Raw genomic sequence first — 18,004 nt, forward strand, 5'->3', positions numbered from 1 at the left:
GGTTAAGCCCTTTCGACGTTACAGATCGTCGTTTTTGTTTCTTGCATCATCGTCACGCTGTCGTAGCCGTACGTTGTTGCCGTGTTGACCGCCTCGCCGCGCACCACTGGCGCCGCACCGCTGGGGTAGTAGGCCAGCATGTCGGCGCCTTGCCAGCGACCCGAGAAGTGGAACGGCATCCACACCGTGTCGGGGCCGACGCGCTCGGTCACCATCGCCTGGACATTGAGGCGTGCACCGGTGGGGCTGTTCAGCCAGACGCGCTCGCCGTTGCGAATGCCCCGGTCGGATGCGGTCTTCGGATTGATTTCGACGAAGGCTTCCTGCTGCAGCTCGGCCAGCCAGGGGTTGGAGCGGGTTTCTTCGCCGCCGCCTTCGTACTCGACCAGCCGGCCTGAGGTCAGGATGAGCGGGTACTTTTCGCCGACCTTGTCCGCGATGTTCTTCTGCTGGATCGTCTTGTAGAGGGTGGGCAGGCGCCAGAACGCTTTCTTGTCGTCGTGTGTCGGATACTTGGCCATCAGGTCGGCCCGGGTGCCGTAGAGCGGCTCGCGGTGCTGCGGGATGGCATCAGGGAAGTTCCACACCACGGCACGCGCCTTGGCATTGCCGAACACGTGGCAGCCGTGGACCTTCATGGTGACGCGGATGATGCCGCCTGATGAATCGGTCTTCCAGTTCTTGCCTTCGGCCGCGGTTTTTTCGGCGTCGGTCAGGTCGGCCCACCAGCCCAGCTTCTTGAGCAACAGGTGGTCGAACTCGGGATAGCCTGTCGTGATGTCGGCGCCCTGCGAATAGGAGCCGTCTTCGGCCAGCAGGTTGACGCCGTCTTTTTCAACGCCGAAGTTGGCACGGAAATTACCGCCGCCGTCCATCACATGCTTGGAGGTGTCGTACAGGTTGGGTGAACCGGGGTGCTTGAGCTCGGGGTTGCCCCAGCAAGGCCAGGGCAGACCGAAGTAGTCACCGGTTGTGTCGTAGCCGGTGGCCTTGTCCTTGCCGCCTTTGGACTTGAGGGTCTTGACGTCGAACAGGTGCATGTTGCGCATGTGGGCCTGCAGGCGCTCCGGGCTCTGGCCGGTGTAGCCGATGGTCCATACGCACTTGTTGATCTCGCGCAGGATGTCGTCCGGCACGGGCTCGTCCATGCCCTTGACCTTTTGCATCTTGTAGTTCTTCGACAGCTCCTTGGCGAAGCCGAGTTTTTCGGCGAACTGATGCATGATCATGTGGTCGGTGCGGCTCTCCCAGAGCGGCTCGATCACTTTTTCGCGCCACTGGAGGGACCGGTTGGAAGCTGTCACCGAGCCGCTGGTTTCAAACTGGGTGGCGGCAGGCAAGAGGTAAACCGCGCGTTTTGGATTCAGGTCTTCCGCCTTGCCGGGCATGGCCGCCATGGCGGCGGTGGCCGACGGGTACGGGTCCACCACCACCAGCAAGTCCAGCATGTCCATCGCCCGCTTCATCTCGAGGCCGCGCGTTTGCGAGTTTGGCGCATGGCCCCAGAAGAAGACGCCGCGCAGGTTGGAGTCCTGGTCGATGAGTTCGTTTTTCTCCATCACGCCGTCGATCCAGCGCGAGACCGTGATGCCGGGCTTGCCCATCATGGCGGCCGATGCGTAGCGCCCCTTGATCCAGTCGAAGTCCACACCCCAGGTCTTGGCAAAGTGCTTCCACGAACCTTCTGCCAGGCCGTAGTAGCCGGGCAGCGAATCCGGGTTGGGGCCGACGTCGGTGGCGCCCTGCACGTTGTCATGGCCGCGGAAAATATTGGCGCCACCGCCGGACACGCCGATGTTGCCCAGCGCCAGCTGCAGGATGCAGGAGGCGCGCACGACCGCATTGCCGGTGGTGTGCTGCGTCTGGCCCATGCACCAGACGACGGTGCTGGGACGGTTCTGGCTCATCATGGTGGCCACCTTGAGCGTGGTGGCCTCGTCCACGCCGCAAGCCTCCAGCACCTTGTCCGGCGTCCACTTGGCCATTACGTCGGCCTTGACCTTGTCCATGCCGTAGACACGGTCGTTGATGTATTTCTTGTCTTCCCAGCCGTTCTTGAAGATGTGATACAGCACACCGAAAAGAAAGGGGATGTCGGAACCGGAGCGGATGCGGACGTACTCGTCGGCCTTGGCCGCCGTGCGGGTAAAGCGCGGGTCGACCACGATCATCTTGCAGCCGGCCTCCTTGGAGTGCAGCATGTGCAGCAGGCTGACCGGGTGGGCTTCAGCGGCGTTGGAGCCGATGTACAACGCGCACTTGCTGTTTTGCATGTCGTTGTACGAATTGGTCATGGCGCCGTAGCCCCAGGTGTTGGCAACGCCGGCCACCGTGGTCGAGTGGCAGATGCGGGCCTGGTGGTCGCAGTTGTTGCTTCCCCAGAAGCTCACGAACTTGCGCATCAGGTAGGCCTGCTCGTTGTTGTGCTTGGAGGAACCCACCCAGTACACCGAATCAGGGCCACTTTCCTTGCGCAGCTCCAGCAGCCTGGCGCTGATTTCATTGAGCGCGGTATCCCAGCTGATGCGCTCGTACTTGCCGTTGACCAGCTTCATCGGGTAACGCAGGCGGTACTCGCCATGGCCGTGTTCGCGCAGCGCGGCGCCCTTGGCGCAGTGGGCACCCAGGTTAATGGGGGAGTCAAACACCGGCTCCTGGCGGACCCAGACGCCGTTTTCAACGACCGCATCGACAGCGCAGCCCACCGAGCAGTGGGTGCAGACGGTGCGCTTGACTTCGATCTTTCCTGTGCCGTCGCCGGCGCCCGGTGTGGCGGCCTTGGCCTTTTTGACCAGGGTTAATTGCGTGGCAGCCAGGCCGACGCCGACCCCCAGGCCGGAGCGCCGCAGGAAGGCGCGGCGGTCCATGGTGGGCAAGGCATTGGACAGGCCCCGCGACAGGCTTTGTACAAAGCGCGCGGAACCCGTGCGGTGCACGGGATGGACATCAGAAGATTTTTTCGTGAGCAGCATGAAGCTCTCCGTAGAAGGTGAAATCGGGGGCCGGTCGGGCTGAACTGGAAGCCAGGGCTACCTAGATGCGGGTGGTCTTGTAGTAGCGCTTGACGTGTTCCGAGAGGCTGTAGCCGCCGCCTTTTTCAGGGGCCGGCTTGGGCTCTGGAAGTTCGGCTTGCTGCAGTGCCGGTGCGCCGGGCAAAGCGACGATGGCCGCAGCGGCCGCGCCGGTGGCGGCTGCGCCGAAAAAGAATCCCCTGCGTGAGGGTTTTGGCTGGCTGTCCTGCATGAGTAATCTCCAGGGGAAGGCTTGCTGGCTATGTAACCGTTTGCATAGTACTGTAAGGCAGAGCGCTGGGCACCACAATGGTTAGCGCCGCGCAACACTCAAGTCTAGGGAAAACGATAGGCGATCTTATTGTCGGCCCGGCGGATCTGGCCGATTGGCCATTCAAAAGCTGTCTCATTTTGAGAAAAAAAGTTCATGCGCCCCTCTCAGGCCAGCATGTCGAAGCCCTGCGCTTCAACACTGACGAAGGTCTGCGTGAAGGCCGCCAGCGCCGCATAAAACCGGGCCTTGGGGTGTGCGGTAATGGCTTCGCACATCAGCGGCACCCAGGGCTGAACATGGCGCGCGAAAAATTCGCGCTGCCGCGTGAGATTGGCGACCTCCATGTCGTCACCGGCAATCAGGTAGCGCATGACTTCGCACAGGTAGGCCACGTGGTCTTCGGTTTCGGGCATGGCCTCGTCACGCGCCAGGCCCAGCGCGGCAATGTCGGTGCGCAAGGCCGCCAAAGGCTTCTCATTGAGGAAACCGCTGAGGTAGTGCGAACCAAAGAGGTACACCTCAGGTTTGCCAACGCCGCCGAACAGGGCGTCGTGCTCCCGCGTGATATCTGCAAGGCTCTGCGTGCGGGCGGCGGCCACGAGTTCGCTCCACGAACTTTCAAGCAGCCCGCCGGCGGCGGGTGCCTCCGTTACTGCAATGCGAAGGTTTTCATGCAGCTCCGCCGAAGGCGCGGCGTAGTAAAGCGCGGCCAGCAAGCCATAGACTTCGGCCCGCGCGGTTTCTTCGTCCAGGGTGGAGGCGGTGAGTTGGGCTTGCGTCATGGTGCGTCTGGTTTTATGGGCTTACCGGATGTCGGTGATCTTGAGTTCGTTTTCAGCGGAGTAGATGTCGATGACCCGGCAGTCACCGCACATCTTCAGGCGGTCAGCGGCCGCGCCCTGGAACATCGCATGGCCCGCAAGCTTGCCCAGCATGGACTCGATGGCCTTGAGCGTGCCGAAGGGTTTGCTGCAGCGTATGCACTGGTAAGGCAGGCTTTCATTGAGCACGCGCGCCTCTTTGCGCTGCGGTGTGAGCAACAGGCGCGGTTGCAGCGTGATGGCGTCCTCAGGGCAGGTGGTGGCGCACAGGCCGCACTGCACACAGTTTTTCTCGATGAACTTGAGCTGCGGGCGGTCCGGGTTGTCTTGCAGCGCGCTGGCGGGGCAGGCGCTCACACAGCTCAGGCACAGCGTGCAGGTGTCTGCGTTGACGGTCAGGCTGCCGAAGGGCGAGCCTTTGGCGGGCAGCGCAATCGCTTCGGGCAGGGCGGCGGGCGCCTGGCTCATGAGGTGGTCCAGCGCCATGTCGAGCGTGCTGCGCTTTTCTTGCGCCACGGCAAAGCGCGCCGCAGTGGCGGGCACTGTGGGACGGCCGCGCGCCAGTGACTGCAGGCTGGCGTCCAGCCCGGCGATGGCATCAGGGCCCTCCCCGGCCTGCACCAGATGAAAGTGAACGCCCGCGTAGCCCAGGCCATTGAGCAGGGTTTGCGCCACGCGCATCTGCTCAGCCAGGCCTTCAAGGTATGCCGGCGCTTCTTCACGCGTTACCAGTACCGCCACTTGCGACGCGCCGAAGGCGATGGCGCTGAGCCACAAATCCAGGCCCATACTGGCCGTGTGCCACAGCGCCTGCGGGATCACATTGGCCGGCACGCCCCGCACGGTTTTCTGCAGCCGCGCGGCGCGGCCCAGGGCCTCGACGGCTTGCTGGCCGCTGTCCTGGCTGTGAAACAGCAGCACCGGCTGGGTGCCGCCGGCTTTGGCATACGCCGACAGCAGGGTCTTGATGCGTACGCCCTGCTCGCTAGCGCGCGGGTAGGCATAAGTGAGCGCACCCGTCGGGCAGACGGTGGTGCAGGCGCCACAGCCTACGCAGAGATTGGGATTGACGACGATCTGCTGGCGCTTTTTCTCGCTGCTGACGGCGCCGGCCGAGCAGATGTCGATGCAGGCGTTGCAACCCACGGTTTCGTTGCGGCTGTGGGCGCAGAGTTTTTGTTTATAGGCAAAAAATTTGGGCTTTTCAAACTCGCCCACCATGTCGCGCAGCTTGACCACGGTGGCCAGCAAGCCGGGTGAGGCGAGGCCGGCGGAGGCATTCAGGGCGAAGTAGCCTTGCGGTGGCGCATGCAGCGCGACCAGCGGTTTGGCGCCGAGGTCGAGCACCAGGTCAAATGCTTCCGTGAGTGTTTGCGGCGAGCGGTTGAAGTCAATGGCACCGGCCACCTTGCACACGGCCACACAATCACGGTGGGATGTGCATTTGGCCGCGTCAACCTGGTAGCTCAGGTCGATGGCGCCTTCGGGGCACACGGCGACGCAGGCATTGCATCGTGTGCAAAGGTCCAGGTCGATAGCGTTGGTCTTGTCCCAGCTCGCCTCAAACGCACCCAGCCAGCCTTTGAGCGCGAGCCGCTCACCGCTGATCACAGGATATTTGCGTTCTTGCGAGGGAAACCCGGTCTGCGCCTGGGACGAAACGCCCTGGGCGAAGATGGTCACGTCCAGCGTGTCGGCCACAAGGGCCGCCACCTGCTCGGCCTGGTCGATCGCACCCACGATGAGCAGGCGCCCGGCACTTTTGTAGGTGACGGTGGACACCGGCTCTGCGTCTGGTAAATGGGCCGCGGCCAGCAGAGCCGCGATTTTTGGCGTGGCGCTGACAGCGTCTTTGCTCCAGCCGCCGGTCTCGCGGATATTGACGAACTTCACCACGGAGGTGACGCCCTGGGTCTGCTCGCCGACTTCGCCAAACAGCCGCTTTTCCTGGGTGCAGGCCACAACGACATCGTCGCCGGACTGCGCCGCCTTCTGGAAGGCGCCCACCTCGCGGCGGCACAGCGCCGAATGCAGCGTCAGGGTTTCGTTAAGTGCCGCGCCCAGCGCCTGGGGCTGGAGCGGCATGGTCTGGTTGCAGTCGCAAATCAGTGTGGGCATGGTCTTCTTGGCTGGCACCGGCCGGGTCGGGCTGGGATTGGCTGGTTGATAAAGCGCCTGGCGCTTGCGACGGGGCTATGTCCGTATTTTCATAGGACTGTGCCACGGTTTCGCCCGTGGGGTTATTGGCGCTTTCCCGTGGCAGGTAGGCGGGGTCGTCTTGCGGGCCGGTGATTGAGCCTTCAGCCTGCTTGTCGTTGTCTTTTTCTTTCCCTTTGTCCTCGTCGTCATCAAAGAGGTTGAGAAACTTCGCACTGGTCATCTGCCGCAGCATGGACTCGGGGATGGGGTCGGACTTGGAGTAGTCGTCGATATAGATATCCAGTCCGTCCATCACATTGAAATGCGGGTCGGTAAAGAGCTGCTTCATGGCCGCGTTGCGCACATCAGGTGTCACACCGCCGGCCATGAAAGGCTTGAAGTCGGAATCCTTGGTCAGCAGTTTGGCGTCTGCCAGTGTGAGCGCCTTCTTTTCCGGTGGCGGCTCCACGGGTTCCTGTTGTGCCTGGCTTTGTGCAGCGGGTGCCTTGGCATCCGCTGGCGGCGGGGCGTGCGCCACCGGCTCTTCCAGCGGTTTTCCCTGCGCGATGTCAACCTTGCGGCGGGACCACCGCCCCAGAAAACCTGTGGGCTCGTCAGCCATGCTGGCCTCCGCCTGTTTTCTTTTCGGTGCTCACCCGCGCCGGGTTACCAAAGCGGTCCGTCAAGGTCTTGAAGCTTTGCGGGCGTTGCCGGCGCTTGACCTCGGGCACGTAATGCTGCTCCACAAACTGCTGGAGCCACTGCACGACCTGCGGCGGCGCGGGCACCTGCTCTACCGTTTCCTGCGCATCCAGCCAGCGGCCGGCGTCGTGGTAACTCAAGGTGACGATCTGCGGAATCGCGATAGGTTCATCAGCCAGCAGGGCTTCTTCTTCCATGCGCCAGACCACCCAGAAGCAGGGCTGCGCGGTGGTGACGTTGAGGTAGTAGCCTTCACCGTCGTCGGTGAACAGCTCGACCTTGAAGCCGGGGTGCAACCAGCGCTCTTCGCGCTCGTCTTTGAGCAGCAGGCGCGGCGCGGCGCCAAAACCGTCTTCGTGCGGCACGATTTCATCGAGCGACCAGCGCCAGGGCTGCCAGCGGTTGTCGATGCGCTCGCGGCGCATGACAACGGCCACGGCGGTGCACGCCCGGTGCAGCGTGGCATCTGTTTCAGGGGACTGCAGCAGGAAATCCGACATGCCCGCAGTGTACGGCGGGCAAAAGCGGACCGTTCGCAATAACCCTGTCCCCAATAAACCTCTAGACCAGCAAGGACCGGTGTTCCAGGGCGGCACGACGCACCACGTCGCTGATCCCGTCGCCGCCGTTACCTTCTATCAACTCCAGCAGTGCCTTGCGCATGCGAGGGTCCCAGAATTTCTTGAGGTGCATGGCCAGTTCCTGCAGGGCTTCCGTGCGGTCAGGCATGGTTTCAAAGAATGCGCCGATCTGGTTGACCATGCGGATCAGGTTGTCGTTGTTCACAGGATGTACTCCAGGTTGACGCGCTCTTTGTGGCTGTACACGGAAAGATCTTCCCCGCGCACAAAGCCCAGAAGCGCCACGCCGGCGGTTTGCGCCACATCAATCGCCAGGCCGGTCACGCCAGATACAGCCGCCAGCAGTGTCACGCCGGCCATGGCGGTTTTGTGCACCATCTCATAGCTGGCGCGGCTGGTGACGACGATAAAACCTTCGTTGGCTTTCACACGGCGGCGCTGCAGCGCGCCTATCAATTTGTCCAGCGCGTTGTGCCTGCCGACGTCTTCACGCAGCACCACGATGTCGCCGTCCGCATTGCACCACGCGGCCGCATGGGTGGCGCCGGTGGCGCTGAGCAGCAATTGCTGCTCGCGCAGGTTGACCAAGGCGCGGGTGATGGCGCTCGCTTCAAACTCAGCGCCGCCTTGCAGGCGCGGCGGCAGCCGCACTGCATGCGCCAGGCTTTCCGTACCGCACAGGCCGCAACCGGTGCGGCCCGTCATGCTGCGGCGCCGGTCTTTCAGCCGTGCAAAGGACGATGCCGCGATGGTCAGGTGCAGTGTCTCCCCCTGCTCGCTGCTGGACTGTTCAATGTCGTGAATCTGGGTGTAATCGTCCACGATACCTTCGGTGACGGAAAAGCCGAAGGCAAAGTCCTCCAGGTCCGAGGGGCTGGCCAGCATCACGGCATGCGAGATGCCGTTGTACTCCAGCGCCACAGGCACCTCTTCAGCCACCCAGTCCGAGCGGTCGAACGCGCGATGCGCCCGCACCCCCGTCACAGGGGCTTCACGGCAACCTTCAACTACCTGCATGAGCGGCCTCCGCTGCAGAGCTGCCCGCCGGTTGTGACGCTGCATCCAGCAACTGCAGTTGCTGCTTGTTGAAGCGCGAGTAGGATTTTTGCCATTCGGACGGTTGCGCCACCGGCATCACCTGCACCGCCGTGACCTTGTATTCCGGGCAGTTGGTGGCCCAGTCGGAGCTGTCGGTGGTGATGACGTTGGCGCCCGATTCGGGGAAGTGGAAGGTGGTGTAGACCACGCCCGGCTGCATGCGTTCGGTGACCACCGCGCGCAGCACGGTCTGGCCGGCGCGGCTTTCAATGCCCACCCAGTCGTCAGGCTTGATGCCCCGGTCTTCCGCGTCGTGCGGATGGATCTCCAGCCGGTCTTCGCTGTGCCACTGGTTGTTGTCGGTGCGGCGCGTCTGGGCACCCACGTTGTATTGCGACAGGATGCGGCCGGTGGTGAGCAACAGCGGGAATTTGCGCGTGACCTTCTCGTCGGTGGCCACGTACTGCGTGATGATGAAGCGGCCCTTGCCGCGCACAAAACCATCCTTGTGCATGAACTCGGTGCCGAGCTCTGCCGTGTCTTCATTGCACGGCCACTGCACGCTGCCGTGCTTTTCGATCTTGGCGAAAGTTACCCCCCGGAAGGTCGGCGTCAGCGCCGCGATCTCCGCCATGATGTCGCGCGGATGCACATAGCTCATGGGGTAGCCCAGCGCATTGGACAGCTTGACGGTGACTTCCCAGTCGGCCAGCCCTGCCTTGGGTGGCATGACCTTGCGCACGCGCGAGATACGCCGCTCGGCATTGGTGAAGGTGCCGTCTTTCTCCAGGAAAGAAGAACCAGGCAGGAACACGTGTGCGTACTTGGCGGTTTCATTCAGGAAGATGTCTTGCACCACGATGCATTCCATCGACGTAAGCGCCTTGGCCACGTGCTGGGTGTCCGGGTCGGACTGCACAATGTCTTCGCCCTGGCAGTACAGGCCCAGGAAGCTGCCCGCCACGGCCGCGTCAAACATGTTCGGGATGCGCAGGCCGGGCTCTTCGTTCAGCGTCACGCCCCAGGCTGTTTCGAATTCGGCGCGCACCGTGCTGTCGGACACATGGCGGTAGCCCGGTAGTTCATGCGGGAAGGAACCCATGTCGCAGGCGCCCTGCACATTGTTCTGGCCGCGCAGCGGGTTCACACCCACGCCTTCACGGCCGACATTGCCGGTGGCCATGGCCAGGTTGGCAATACCCATGACCATGGTCGAGCCTTGTGCATGCTCCGTCACGCCCAGGCCGTAATAAATGGCGGCATTGCCGCCGGTGGCGTAGAGGCGTGCGGCTGCGCGAACGTCTGCGGCCGGCACGCCGGTGACGGCTTCCATGGCTTCAGGGGAATTGTCGGGGCGGGCGACGAACTCGCGCCATTCGCGGAAGGATTTTTCGTCGCAGCGCTCGGCGATGTAGTCGTCGGCCAGCAGGCCTTCCGTCACCACCACGTGGGCCAGCGATGAGATCATGGCCACGTTGGTGCCGGGGCGCAGCTGCAGGTGAAATTCAGCTTCCACATGCGGGGAGCGCACGATGTCGATCTGGCGCGGGTCGACCACGATCAGGCGGGCGCCTTCACGCAGGCGCTTTTTCATGCGCGAGGCAAACACCGGGTGGCCGTCGGTCGGGTTGGCGCCGATGATGAGGATGACATCGGCTTTTTCGACCGACTTGAAGGTCTGCGTACCGGCGGATGTACCGTAGGTCTGGCTCAGTCCGTAACCGGTGGGCGAATGGCAGACGCGGGCGCACGTGTCAACGTTGTTGTTGCCAAAGGCGGCGCGCACCAGCTTTTGCACCAGGTAGGTTTCTTCATTCGTGCAACGCGACGAGGTGATGCCGCCAATCGAATCCTTGCCGTGCTTGGCCTGGATGCGGTGGAACTCGCTGGCGGCGTAGTTGATGGCTTCGTCCCAGCTCACTTCCTGCCAGGGGTCGCTGATGTTCTTGCGGATCATGGGCTTGGTGATGCGGTCTTTGTGAGTGGCGTAGCCCCAGGCAAAGCGGCCCTTCACGCAGGCATGGCCTTCGTTGGCCTTGCCGTCTTTCCACGGCACCATGCGGACCACTTCATTGCCCTTCATCTCGGCCTTGAAGGCGCAGCCCACGCCGCAATAGGCGCAGGTGGTGATCTTGTTGTGCTCGGGCTGGCCCAGCATAATCACGGTTTTCTCCTGCAGCGTGGCAGTGGGGCAGGCCTCGACGCAGGCACCGCAGCTCACGCATTCGGATTCCATGAAGGGCTGGTTTTGCCCCGGCGACACGCGCGACTCAAAGCCTCTTCCTTGAATAGTGAGCGCAAACGTGCCCTGGGTCTCTTCGCAGGCACGCACGCAGCGGTTGCACACGATGCACTTGGAGGCGTCGTAGCTGAAATACGGATTCGAGTTATCGATCGCCGGTTTGCTTTCATTGCGGAAATGGTTGGCGCCCTCCATGCCGTAGCGCACTTCGCGCAGACCGGTCACACCGGCCATGTCCTGCAGTTCGCAGTTGCCGTTGGCCGAACAGGTCAGGCAGTCCAGCGGGTGGTCGGAGATGTAAAGCTCCATCACGCCCTTGCGCAGCTCTTGCAGGCGGGGCGACTGGGTGCGTACCTTCATGCCGGCTTCGGCCGGTGTGGTGCAGGATGCGGGGAAGCCCTTGCGGCCATCAATTTCCACCATGCACAGGCGGCAGGAACCAAAAGGCTCCAGGCTGTCGGTGGCGCAGAGCTTGGGCACCTGGATGCCTGCATCGACCGCCGCACGCATGAGCGAAGTGCCCGCGGGAACCGTGACGCTTTCGCCGTCGATCTCCAGCGTGACTTCCTGCGTGGACTCGCGTTTGGGGGTGCCGTAGTCGATTTCTTTGAGGTGTTCGAGCATGGGGTCTCCTGTCCGTCTTGTGGGGGTGCTGCCGTTTCTGTCGATTCAGGCTGCTTTGCGGTCCGGCACGGTCATGCCAAAGTCCTGCGGGAAATGGTCCAGTGCCGAGAGCACCGGGAAAGGCGTCATGCCGCCCATGGCGCACAGCGAGCCGTGAACCATGGTGTCGCAGAGGTCGCGCAGCAGCTTGATCTGCTGCGGGCGCTGCTCGCCCGGGCCGTTGGCGATGCGGTCAATCACTTCCACACCGCGTGTGGAGCCGATGCGGCACGGTGTGCATTTGCCGCAGGACTCGATCGCGCAGAACTCCATGGCGTAGCGCGCCAGGCTGGCCATGTCGGCCGTGTCGTCATGCACCACGATGCCGCCGTGGCCCACCACCGCGCCCACGGCCGCATAGGCTTCGTAGTCCAGCGGCGTGTCCCACTGCGATTCAGGCACATAGGCGCCCAACGGACCGCCGACCTGCACGGCCTTGATGGGCCGGCCGGAGGCCGAGCCACCGCCGTAGTCGTACATCAGCTCGCGCAAGGTCACGCCGAAGGCTTTTTCCACCAACCCGCCAAACTTGATGTTGCCCGCCAGCTGGATGGGCAAGGTCCCCCTGGAGCGGCCCACGCCGTAGTCCTTGTAGAAGGTTGCGCCCCGCGACAGGATGATGGGCACGGAAGCAAAGGTGATCACGTTGTTGATCACGCTCGGCTTGCCAAACAAGCCCTGGATGGCGGGGATGGGCGGCTTGGCGCGGACGATGCCGCGTTTGCCTTCGATGCTTTCCAGCATGGCGGTTTCTTCGCCGCAGACATAGGCGCCCGCTGCCTTGCGCACGTGCAGGTGAAAGCTGTGGCCCGAGCCGAGGATGTTGTCACCCAGAAAACCGCCAGCCTCGGCCACCTTGATGGCTTCGCGCATGGTTTCCACGGCGTGGGGGTATTCGGAACGGATGTAAACATAGCCTTGCGTCGCGCCGGAGGCGACAGCGGCAATCGTCATGCCTTCAATCAGCATGAAGGGGTCACCCTCCATCGTCATGCGGTCGGAGTAAGTGCCTGAATCGCCCTCGTCCGCGTTGCAGACCACATACTTTTGCGTGGCTTTCAGGCCCGCCACGGTTTTCCATTTGATGCCTGCCGGAAAGGCCGCACCGCCACGCCCGCGCAGGCCGGCGTCGAGCACCTGCTGCACGATCTCTGTGGCGGGAATCTCCAGCGCACGGCGCAAGCCGGCATAGCCTTCATGCGCTTCGTAGTCTGCCAGCGACAGCGGGTCCGTTATGCCCATGCGGGCAAAGGTCAGGCGCTCCTGCCTTTTCAGATACGGAATCTCTTCGGTGAGGCCCAGTTGCAACACGTGGACACCGCCCACCTGAAAACCGGCATCAAAAAGGCCGGCCACGTCTTCAACTTCCACCGGCCCGTAGGCGATGCGGCCTGCGCCGGTCTGCACTTCGACCATGGGCTCCAGCCAGAACAGGCCACGGGAGCCATTGCGCACCAGCTCAATGCCGATACCACGCTTTGAAGCCTCGGCGGTGATGGCTGCTGCGACCTCGTCAGCGCCCGCCGCCAGCGCAGCGGAGTCACGGGGCACGTAAATCTTGATGCTCATGCGGCGCTCCCGGCTTGCGCCACCAGGCGGTCGAATTTTTCGATCCCGACGCGGGCATGGACCTTGTCGTCCAGCGTCATCGCGGGGGACTGTGCGCACAGTCCCAGGCAGTACACCGGCTCGACCGTGAAAGCGCCGTCTTTGGTGGGGCCGTGGCCGTCGCTGCCCAGATGGGAGCAGGCATGTGACCAGAGGGCGTCTGAGCCCATGGCTTTGCAGCTCTCGGCGCGGCAGATTTGCACCACATGGCGGCCGGGCGGTTCGGAGCGGAAGTAGTGGTAGTACGTCACCACGCCATGAACCTCAGCCCTGGACAGGTTCAGGGCTTCGGCGATGGGTGGAACAGCGTCAGGCGGGATGTAGCCGAGCGCGTCCTGAATGCCGTGCAGTATCGGCATCAAGGCGCCGGGCATGTGCCTGGTCGACGCAATGACGCGTTCGACGGCCTGGCTTGCAACTTCATTCATCGTGTGGACCCCTATCTCTGTCTATGCACAAAGTATGTGCAAGGGACAGGGGCTACGTCCAATTGAATCGGGACACTGCCCTATTCACGGATTGAATGTATGCAAACGCTTGCCTAGGTTGGCTTGTTTCCCATGCTCTCTGGGTGCGCGCTGTAGTCAGCCGCGTGGCGCAGCCAGGCGGGCTCGGCAGCCAGCGCCATGGCCGCCTCCAGCGTGCGCGAGGGCCGGTCGCTGGCCTGCATCATGAAGCCGACAGGCGTCTCCACATCCGGCGTCAGGGGCAGGGCTTCGAGTTCGCGGTAACCCTGCACTGCGCATACCAGCGCGCCTGCCAGCACGCTGCAAACCTCGCCGACGACGACGGTCAGGGCGAGCGTCAGCATGGAGTTGGTTTCCATCACGGGCTTGACCGTGACGCCGGCGGCCGCAAACGCGGCATCCACCCGCGTGCGGCTGTGCATGTCGGGGGTCAGCAGGCACAGCGGCAACTTCGCGGCATCGGCCCAGGTCATGGGTGGGCCAAAACGCAACACATCGGGGCTGGGTTTGGCAGCGCGGCGCACCAGGAAATAACGCTCGGTGTATTGCGGCAAGGTGGTCAGCCGTGTGTTGCGCGCGCTCAGGCGCTCGGTGTAGCCCAGCGCCATGTCCAGCGACAGGTTTTCGAGCCGGGTTTCGATGTCATGCGAATTCAGCGACAGCACCACGGGCGTAATACCTGGGTGCCGGGCGTGCAGCATGGCGGCAAAGCGTGCGGCAATGGAAACCGCCGTGGGAACCACGCCAATCGTCAAATGGCCACGCGGGCTGTCCACCGAGCTGTCGAGTTGCTGCTTGAGGATCTCGCGCTCATGCAGCATGCGCCTGGCGCTGGCGAGCACGCGTTCGCCCTCTTCCGTAAACCCGACGAATGCACGCCCGCGAACCACGATAGCGGCGCCGAACTCGTCTTCCAACGCGCGCAGGGCATTGGACAAGGCGGGCTGCGTGATGTTGCAGGCCTGCGCCGCGCGGCCGAAGTGCTTGTGCTCGTCAAGCGCGGCCAGGTAACGCAGGGAGGCCAGCAGGTTCATGGCGTGACAACCTCAGGTGGTTTTCAGGTGTCTTCAGGTATTTTTGGAGATCGTGATGGTCGGAAACTTGGCAGAGAAATCTTTGGCTTTCGCGGCCACGGTGACGGCCATCTTGCGCGCCACGGCCTTGTAGATGCCGGCGACTTCGCCGTCGGGATCGGCCACCACGGTGGGACGGCCGTTGTCGGCCTGCAGACGGATCTGGATGTCCAGCGGCAAGGCGCCCAGGTAGTCCATCTTGTAGTCGGCCGCCATCTTCTTGCCGCCGCCTTCGCCAAAGATGTGCTCGGCATGGCCGCAGTTGCTGCAGATGTGCACCGCCATGTTTTCGACAATGCCCAGAATGGGCACGCCGACTTTCTCAAACATCTTGATGCCTTTTTTGGCATCCAGCAGCGCGATGTCCTGCGGCGTGGTGACGATGACGGCACCTGTCATGGGCACGCGCTGCGACAGCGTGAGCTGGATGTCGCCGGTGCCAGGCGGCATGTCGACGATTAAATAGTCCAGGTCTTTCCAGTTGGTCTGGCGCAACAACTGCTCAAGCGCCTGGGTGGCCATGGGGCCGCGCCAGATCATGGCTTCGTCCTGCGCGACCAGGAAACCGATGGACATGACCTGGATGCCGTAGTTCTCCATCGGCTCCATGTTCTTGCCGTCCACGCTCTCGGGCCGGCCTTCGATGCCCATCATCATGGGCTGGCTGGGGCCGTAGATGTCGGCGTCGAGCAGGCCGACGCTGGCGCCTTCAGCCGCCAGGGCCAGGGCCAGGTTGACGGCGGTGGTGCTTTTGCCGACACCGCCCTTGCCGGAAGCCACGGCGATGATGTTCTTGACGTTGGGCAGCAGCTGCACGCCGCGCTGCACGCTGTGGCTGGCGATCTTGAAGCTGACGTTGACGGAGACATTGCCGACACCCGGCACGCCCTTGACGGCGGCGATCAGGCCTTTGCGCAGGCCGGCGATCTGGCTTTTGGCCGGGTAGCCCAGTTCAACATCAAACGACACGTCGTCGCCGCTGAGCTGCAGGTTTTTCAGGGCCTTGGTGGTGACGAAATCTTTGCCGGTGTTGGGGTCCAGCACGGTTTGCACGGCGTTCAAGACGGCCTGTTGGTCCAGGGACATGGGGAAATACTCCGTTGAAACTCAGTGAATCTGACTGGCGGGCCGGGCGCTTTGAGGACGGTAACCGGCGGCAGGGGTTGGCGTGAAGTCTAACGCCGCGCCGCCAGCCCTGGGGTCATGGGGGCTTGCCGGGGCAGGCTCGAGGCTGGGCGACTTAAAATCGCGGGTTACCTCTCCCCTAGCCATAAAGCCCCTTATGTCCCAGCGCCGCCTGTTTGTCACCACCGCCCTGCCCTATGCCAATGGCAATTTCCATATCGGCCACATCATGGAATACATCCAGGCCGACATCTGGGTGCGGTTCCAGCGCATGCAGGGCCATGCGGTGAACTTTGTGGGCGCCGACGACGCCCACGGCGCACCCATCATGATTGCCGCCGAAAAAGCCGGCAAAACGCCGCAACAGTTTGTGGCCGACATCGCCGCGGGCCGCAAGCCCTACCTGGACGGTTTTCACATCAGCTTTGACAACTGGCATTCGACCGACGGGCCGGAAAACCACCAGCTGGCGCAGCAGATCTACCTGGACCTCAAAAAGGCCGGGCTGATTGAGACCAAAACGATCGAGCAGTTCTTTGACCCTGAAAAGAACATGTTCCTGCCGGACCGCTACATCAAGGGAACCTGCCCCAAGTGCGGGACCAAAGACCAATACGGCGACAACTGCGAAAACTGCGGTGCGGTGTACGCCCCCACGGACTTGATCAACCCGTATTCAGCCTTGTCGGGCGCAACGCCGGTGCTCAAAAACTCGGAGCATTTTTTCTTCAAGCTGTCCGACCAGCGCTGCGTGGACTTTCTGGAGAAGTGGACGCAGGACGGCAAGCTCCAGCCTGAAGTCGCCAACAAGGTCAAGGAGTGGTTCAGCGTCCGCACCAACCCCGACGGCACTCAAAGCGAAGGCCTGGGCGACTGGGACATCAGCCGCGATGCGCCCTACTTCGGCATTGAAATCCCGGACGCGCCGGGCAAGTACTTTTATGTCTGGCTGGACGCGCCGGTCGGCTACCTCGCCTCACTGAAAAACCTGCTGGAAAAACGCGGCGAAAACTACGACGCCTACATGGCGACGCCGGGGCTGGAGCAGTACCACTTCATCGGCAAGGACATCGTCACCTTTCACACGCTGTTCTGGCCGGCGATGCTGCACTTCAGCGGCCGCAAGACGCCCGACAACGTGTTTGTGCACGGTTTCCTCACGGTGAACAACGGCGAGAAGATGAGCAAAAGCCGCGGTACCGGCCTGGACCCGCTCAAGTACCTGAGCCTGGGCATGAACCCCGAATGGCTGCGTTACTACCTGGCTGCCAAGCTCAATGCGAAGAACGAAGACATCGACTTCAATGCCGACGACTTCATGGCGCGGGTCAACAGCGATCTGGTGGGCAAGTACATCAACATCGCCAGCCGCGCTGCGGGCTTTGTCGCCAAGCGCTTTGCCGGCAAGCTGGGCGAAGTGTCTGCCGATGGCACGGCATTGCTGGACGCCCTGCGCGCCGCAAAGGAAACGATAGAGCCGCTGTATGAAAGCCGCGAGTTTGCCAAAGCCCTGCGCGAAACCATGCTGCTGACAGACCGCGTGAATGCCTATGTGGACCAGAACAAGCCGTGGGAGCTGGCCAAGCAGCAAGGCATGGACACGCGCCTGCAGGATGTCTGCACGGTATGTATCGAGGCCTTCCGCCTGCTCACGGTCTACCTGAAGCCTGTGCTGCCCGCCCTGGCGGCGCAGGTGGAAGAGTTCCTGAAAGTCAAACCGCTGACGTTTGCGGATGCCGTCTCCAGCCTAGGTAACGACCACCTGATCGGCGACTACAAGCACCTCATGCAACGCGTCGACATCAAGCAACTTGAAGCACTGTTTGAGTCCCCAGCCCAGGCAGAACCGGCGCAAGCAGCTACTGATTTGATAGCAGAAGCCACTGTGCCCGGCGGCGAGGCCATCGCGCCTGTCATCACCATTGACGATTTCGCCAAGGTCGATTTGCGCATCGCAAAGATCGTCAACTGCGAACCCGTAGAAGGCTCGACCAAGCTGTTGCGCCTGACGCTGGATGCCGGCGAAGGCCGCATGCGCAACGTGTTCAGCGGTATCGCTTCAGCCTACAAGCCCGAAGACCTGGTCGGCAAACTCACGGTGCTGGTCGCCAACCTGGCGCCGCGAAAAATGAAGTTCGGCATCAGCGAAGGCATGGTGCTGGCCGCCAGCCACGCGGACGAAAAAGCCCAACCCGGCATCTATGTGCTGGAACCCTTGCCGGGCGCTACACCGGGCATGCGCATTCACTGAGTTTGCTGC

General features: G+C 62.8%; 14 protein-coding genes. 1 reads left to right on the forward strand and 13 read right to left on the reverse strand.

Annotated features, from left to right (window positions below):
- Positions 1 to 2: 2 nt before the first annotated feature.
- From AC1DYQ_RS05835 to apbC, 13 genes are all read right to left on the reverse strand, one after another.
- Positions 3 to 2,972 carry a formate dehydrogenase subunit alpha gene (locus AC1DYQ_RS05835; RefSeq protein WP_477685996.1) on the reverse strand — a complete coding sequence of 990 codons (2,970 nt, stop codon included), beginning with the start codon at positions 2,970 to 2,972 and terminating at the stop codon, positions 3 to 5.
- A gap of 61 nt (positions 2,973 to 3,033) precedes the next feature.
- A complete protein-coding gene (locus AC1DYQ_RS05840) occupies positions 3,034 to 3,243 on the reverse strand; it encodes a formate dehydrogenase (protein ID WP_477659077.1) in 210 nt (69 codons plus the stop codon).
- A 206-nt stretch (positions 3,244 to 3,449) separates the two neighbouring features.
- Positions 3,450 to 4,067 carry a TorD/DmsD family molecular chaperone gene (locus tag AC1DYQ_RS05845; RefSeq protein WP_477685997.1) on the reverse strand — a complete coding sequence of 206 codons (618 nt, stop codon included), beginning with the start codon at positions 4,065 to 4,067 and terminating at the stop codon, positions 3,450 to 3,452.
- Between the two features lie 21 nt (positions 4,068 to 4,088).
- Positions 4,089 to 6,224: a 4Fe-4S dicluster domain-containing protein gene (locus tag AC1DYQ_RS05850; RefSeq protein WP_477685998.1), complete on the reverse strand. Its 2,136-nt coding sequence runs from the start codon at positions 6,222 to 6,224 to the stop codon at positions 4,089 to 4,091.
- Positions 6,154 to 6,867 (reverse strand): DUF3306 domain-containing protein, encoded by a 714-nt coding sequence (locus tag AC1DYQ_RS05855; protein ID WP_477685999.1) that lies wholly within the window; start codon positions 6,865 to 6,867, stop codon positions 6,154 to 6,156. The genes AC1DYQ_RS05850 and AC1DYQ_RS05855 overlap by 71 nt, the downstream gene beginning before the upstream one ends.
- On the reverse strand, positions 6,860 to 7,447 hold the full coding sequence (locus AC1DYQ_RS05860; RefSeq protein WP_477686000.1) for a DUF3305 domain-containing protein: 588 nt from the start codon (positions 7,445 to 7,447) through the stop codon (positions 6,860 to 6,862). Before AC1DYQ_RS05860 ends, AC1DYQ_RS05855 begins: the two co-directional genes overlap by 8 nt.
- 61 nt (positions 7,448 to 7,508) lie before the next feature.
- Entirely contained in the window at positions 7,509 to 7,733 is a 225-nt protein-coding gene (locus AC1DYQ_RS05865) for a formate dehydrogenase subunit delta (protein ID WP_477648462.1), read from the reverse strand.
- Positions 7,730 to 8,545, reverse strand: coding sequence for a formate dehydrogenase accessory sulfurtransferase FdhD (fdhD, locus tag AC1DYQ_RS05870; protein WP_477686001.1), 816 nt, complete (start codon positions 8,543 to 8,545; stop codon positions 7,730 to 7,732). Before fdhD ends, AC1DYQ_RS05865 begins: the two co-directional genes overlap by 4 nt.
- Complete coding sequence (gene fdhF / locus AC1DYQ_RS05875; protein WP_477686002.1) at positions 8,532 to 11,432, reverse strand: formate dehydrogenase subunit alpha; 2,901 nt, start codon at positions 11,430 to 11,432, stop codon at positions 8,532 to 8,534. Before fdhF ends, fdhD begins: the two co-directional genes overlap by 14 nt.
- A gap of 45 nt (positions 11,433 to 11,477) precedes the next feature.
- On the reverse strand, positions 11,478 to 13,040 hold the full coding sequence (locus AC1DYQ_RS05880) for a formate dehydrogenase beta subunit (RefSeq protein ID WP_477686003.1): 1,563 nt from the start codon (positions 13,038 to 13,040) through the stop codon (positions 11,478 to 11,480).
- Positions 13,037 to 13,507, reverse strand: coding sequence for a formate dehydrogenase subunit gamma (locus tag AC1DYQ_RS05885; RefSeq protein ID WP_477686004.1), 471 nt, complete (start codon positions 13,505 to 13,507; stop codon positions 13,037 to 13,039). Before AC1DYQ_RS05885 ends, AC1DYQ_RS05880 begins: the two co-directional genes overlap by 4 nt.
- 113 nt (positions 13,508 to 13,620) lie before the next feature.
- On the reverse strand, positions 13,621 to 14,580 hold the full coding sequence (locus AC1DYQ_RS05890) for a LysR substrate-binding domain-containing protein (RefSeq protein WP_477686005.1): 960 nt from the start codon (positions 14,578 to 14,580) through the stop codon (positions 13,621 to 13,623).
- A 33-nt stretch (positions 14,581 to 14,613) separates the two neighbouring features.
- Positions 14,614 to 15,705 carry an iron-sulfur cluster carrier protein ApbC gene (apbC, locus tag AC1DYQ_RS05895; RefSeq protein WP_477686006.1) on the reverse strand — a complete coding sequence of 364 codons (1,092 nt, stop codon included), beginning with the start codon at positions 15,703 to 15,705 and terminating at the stop codon, positions 14,614 to 14,616.
- Between the two features lie 196 nt (positions 15,706 to 15,901).
- Here apbC and metG point away from each other — a divergent pair, with 196 nt between their 5' ends.
- Complete coding sequence (metG, locus tag AC1DYQ_RS05900; RefSeq protein ID WP_477686007.1) at positions 15,902 to 17,995, forward strand: methionine--tRNA ligase; 2,094 nt, start codon at positions 15,902 to 15,904, stop codon at positions 17,993 to 17,995.
- The last annotated feature ends 9 nt before the right edge of the window (positions 17,996 to 18,004 follow it).

Source organism: Polaromonas sp. P1_F4, from assembly GCF_056405675.1.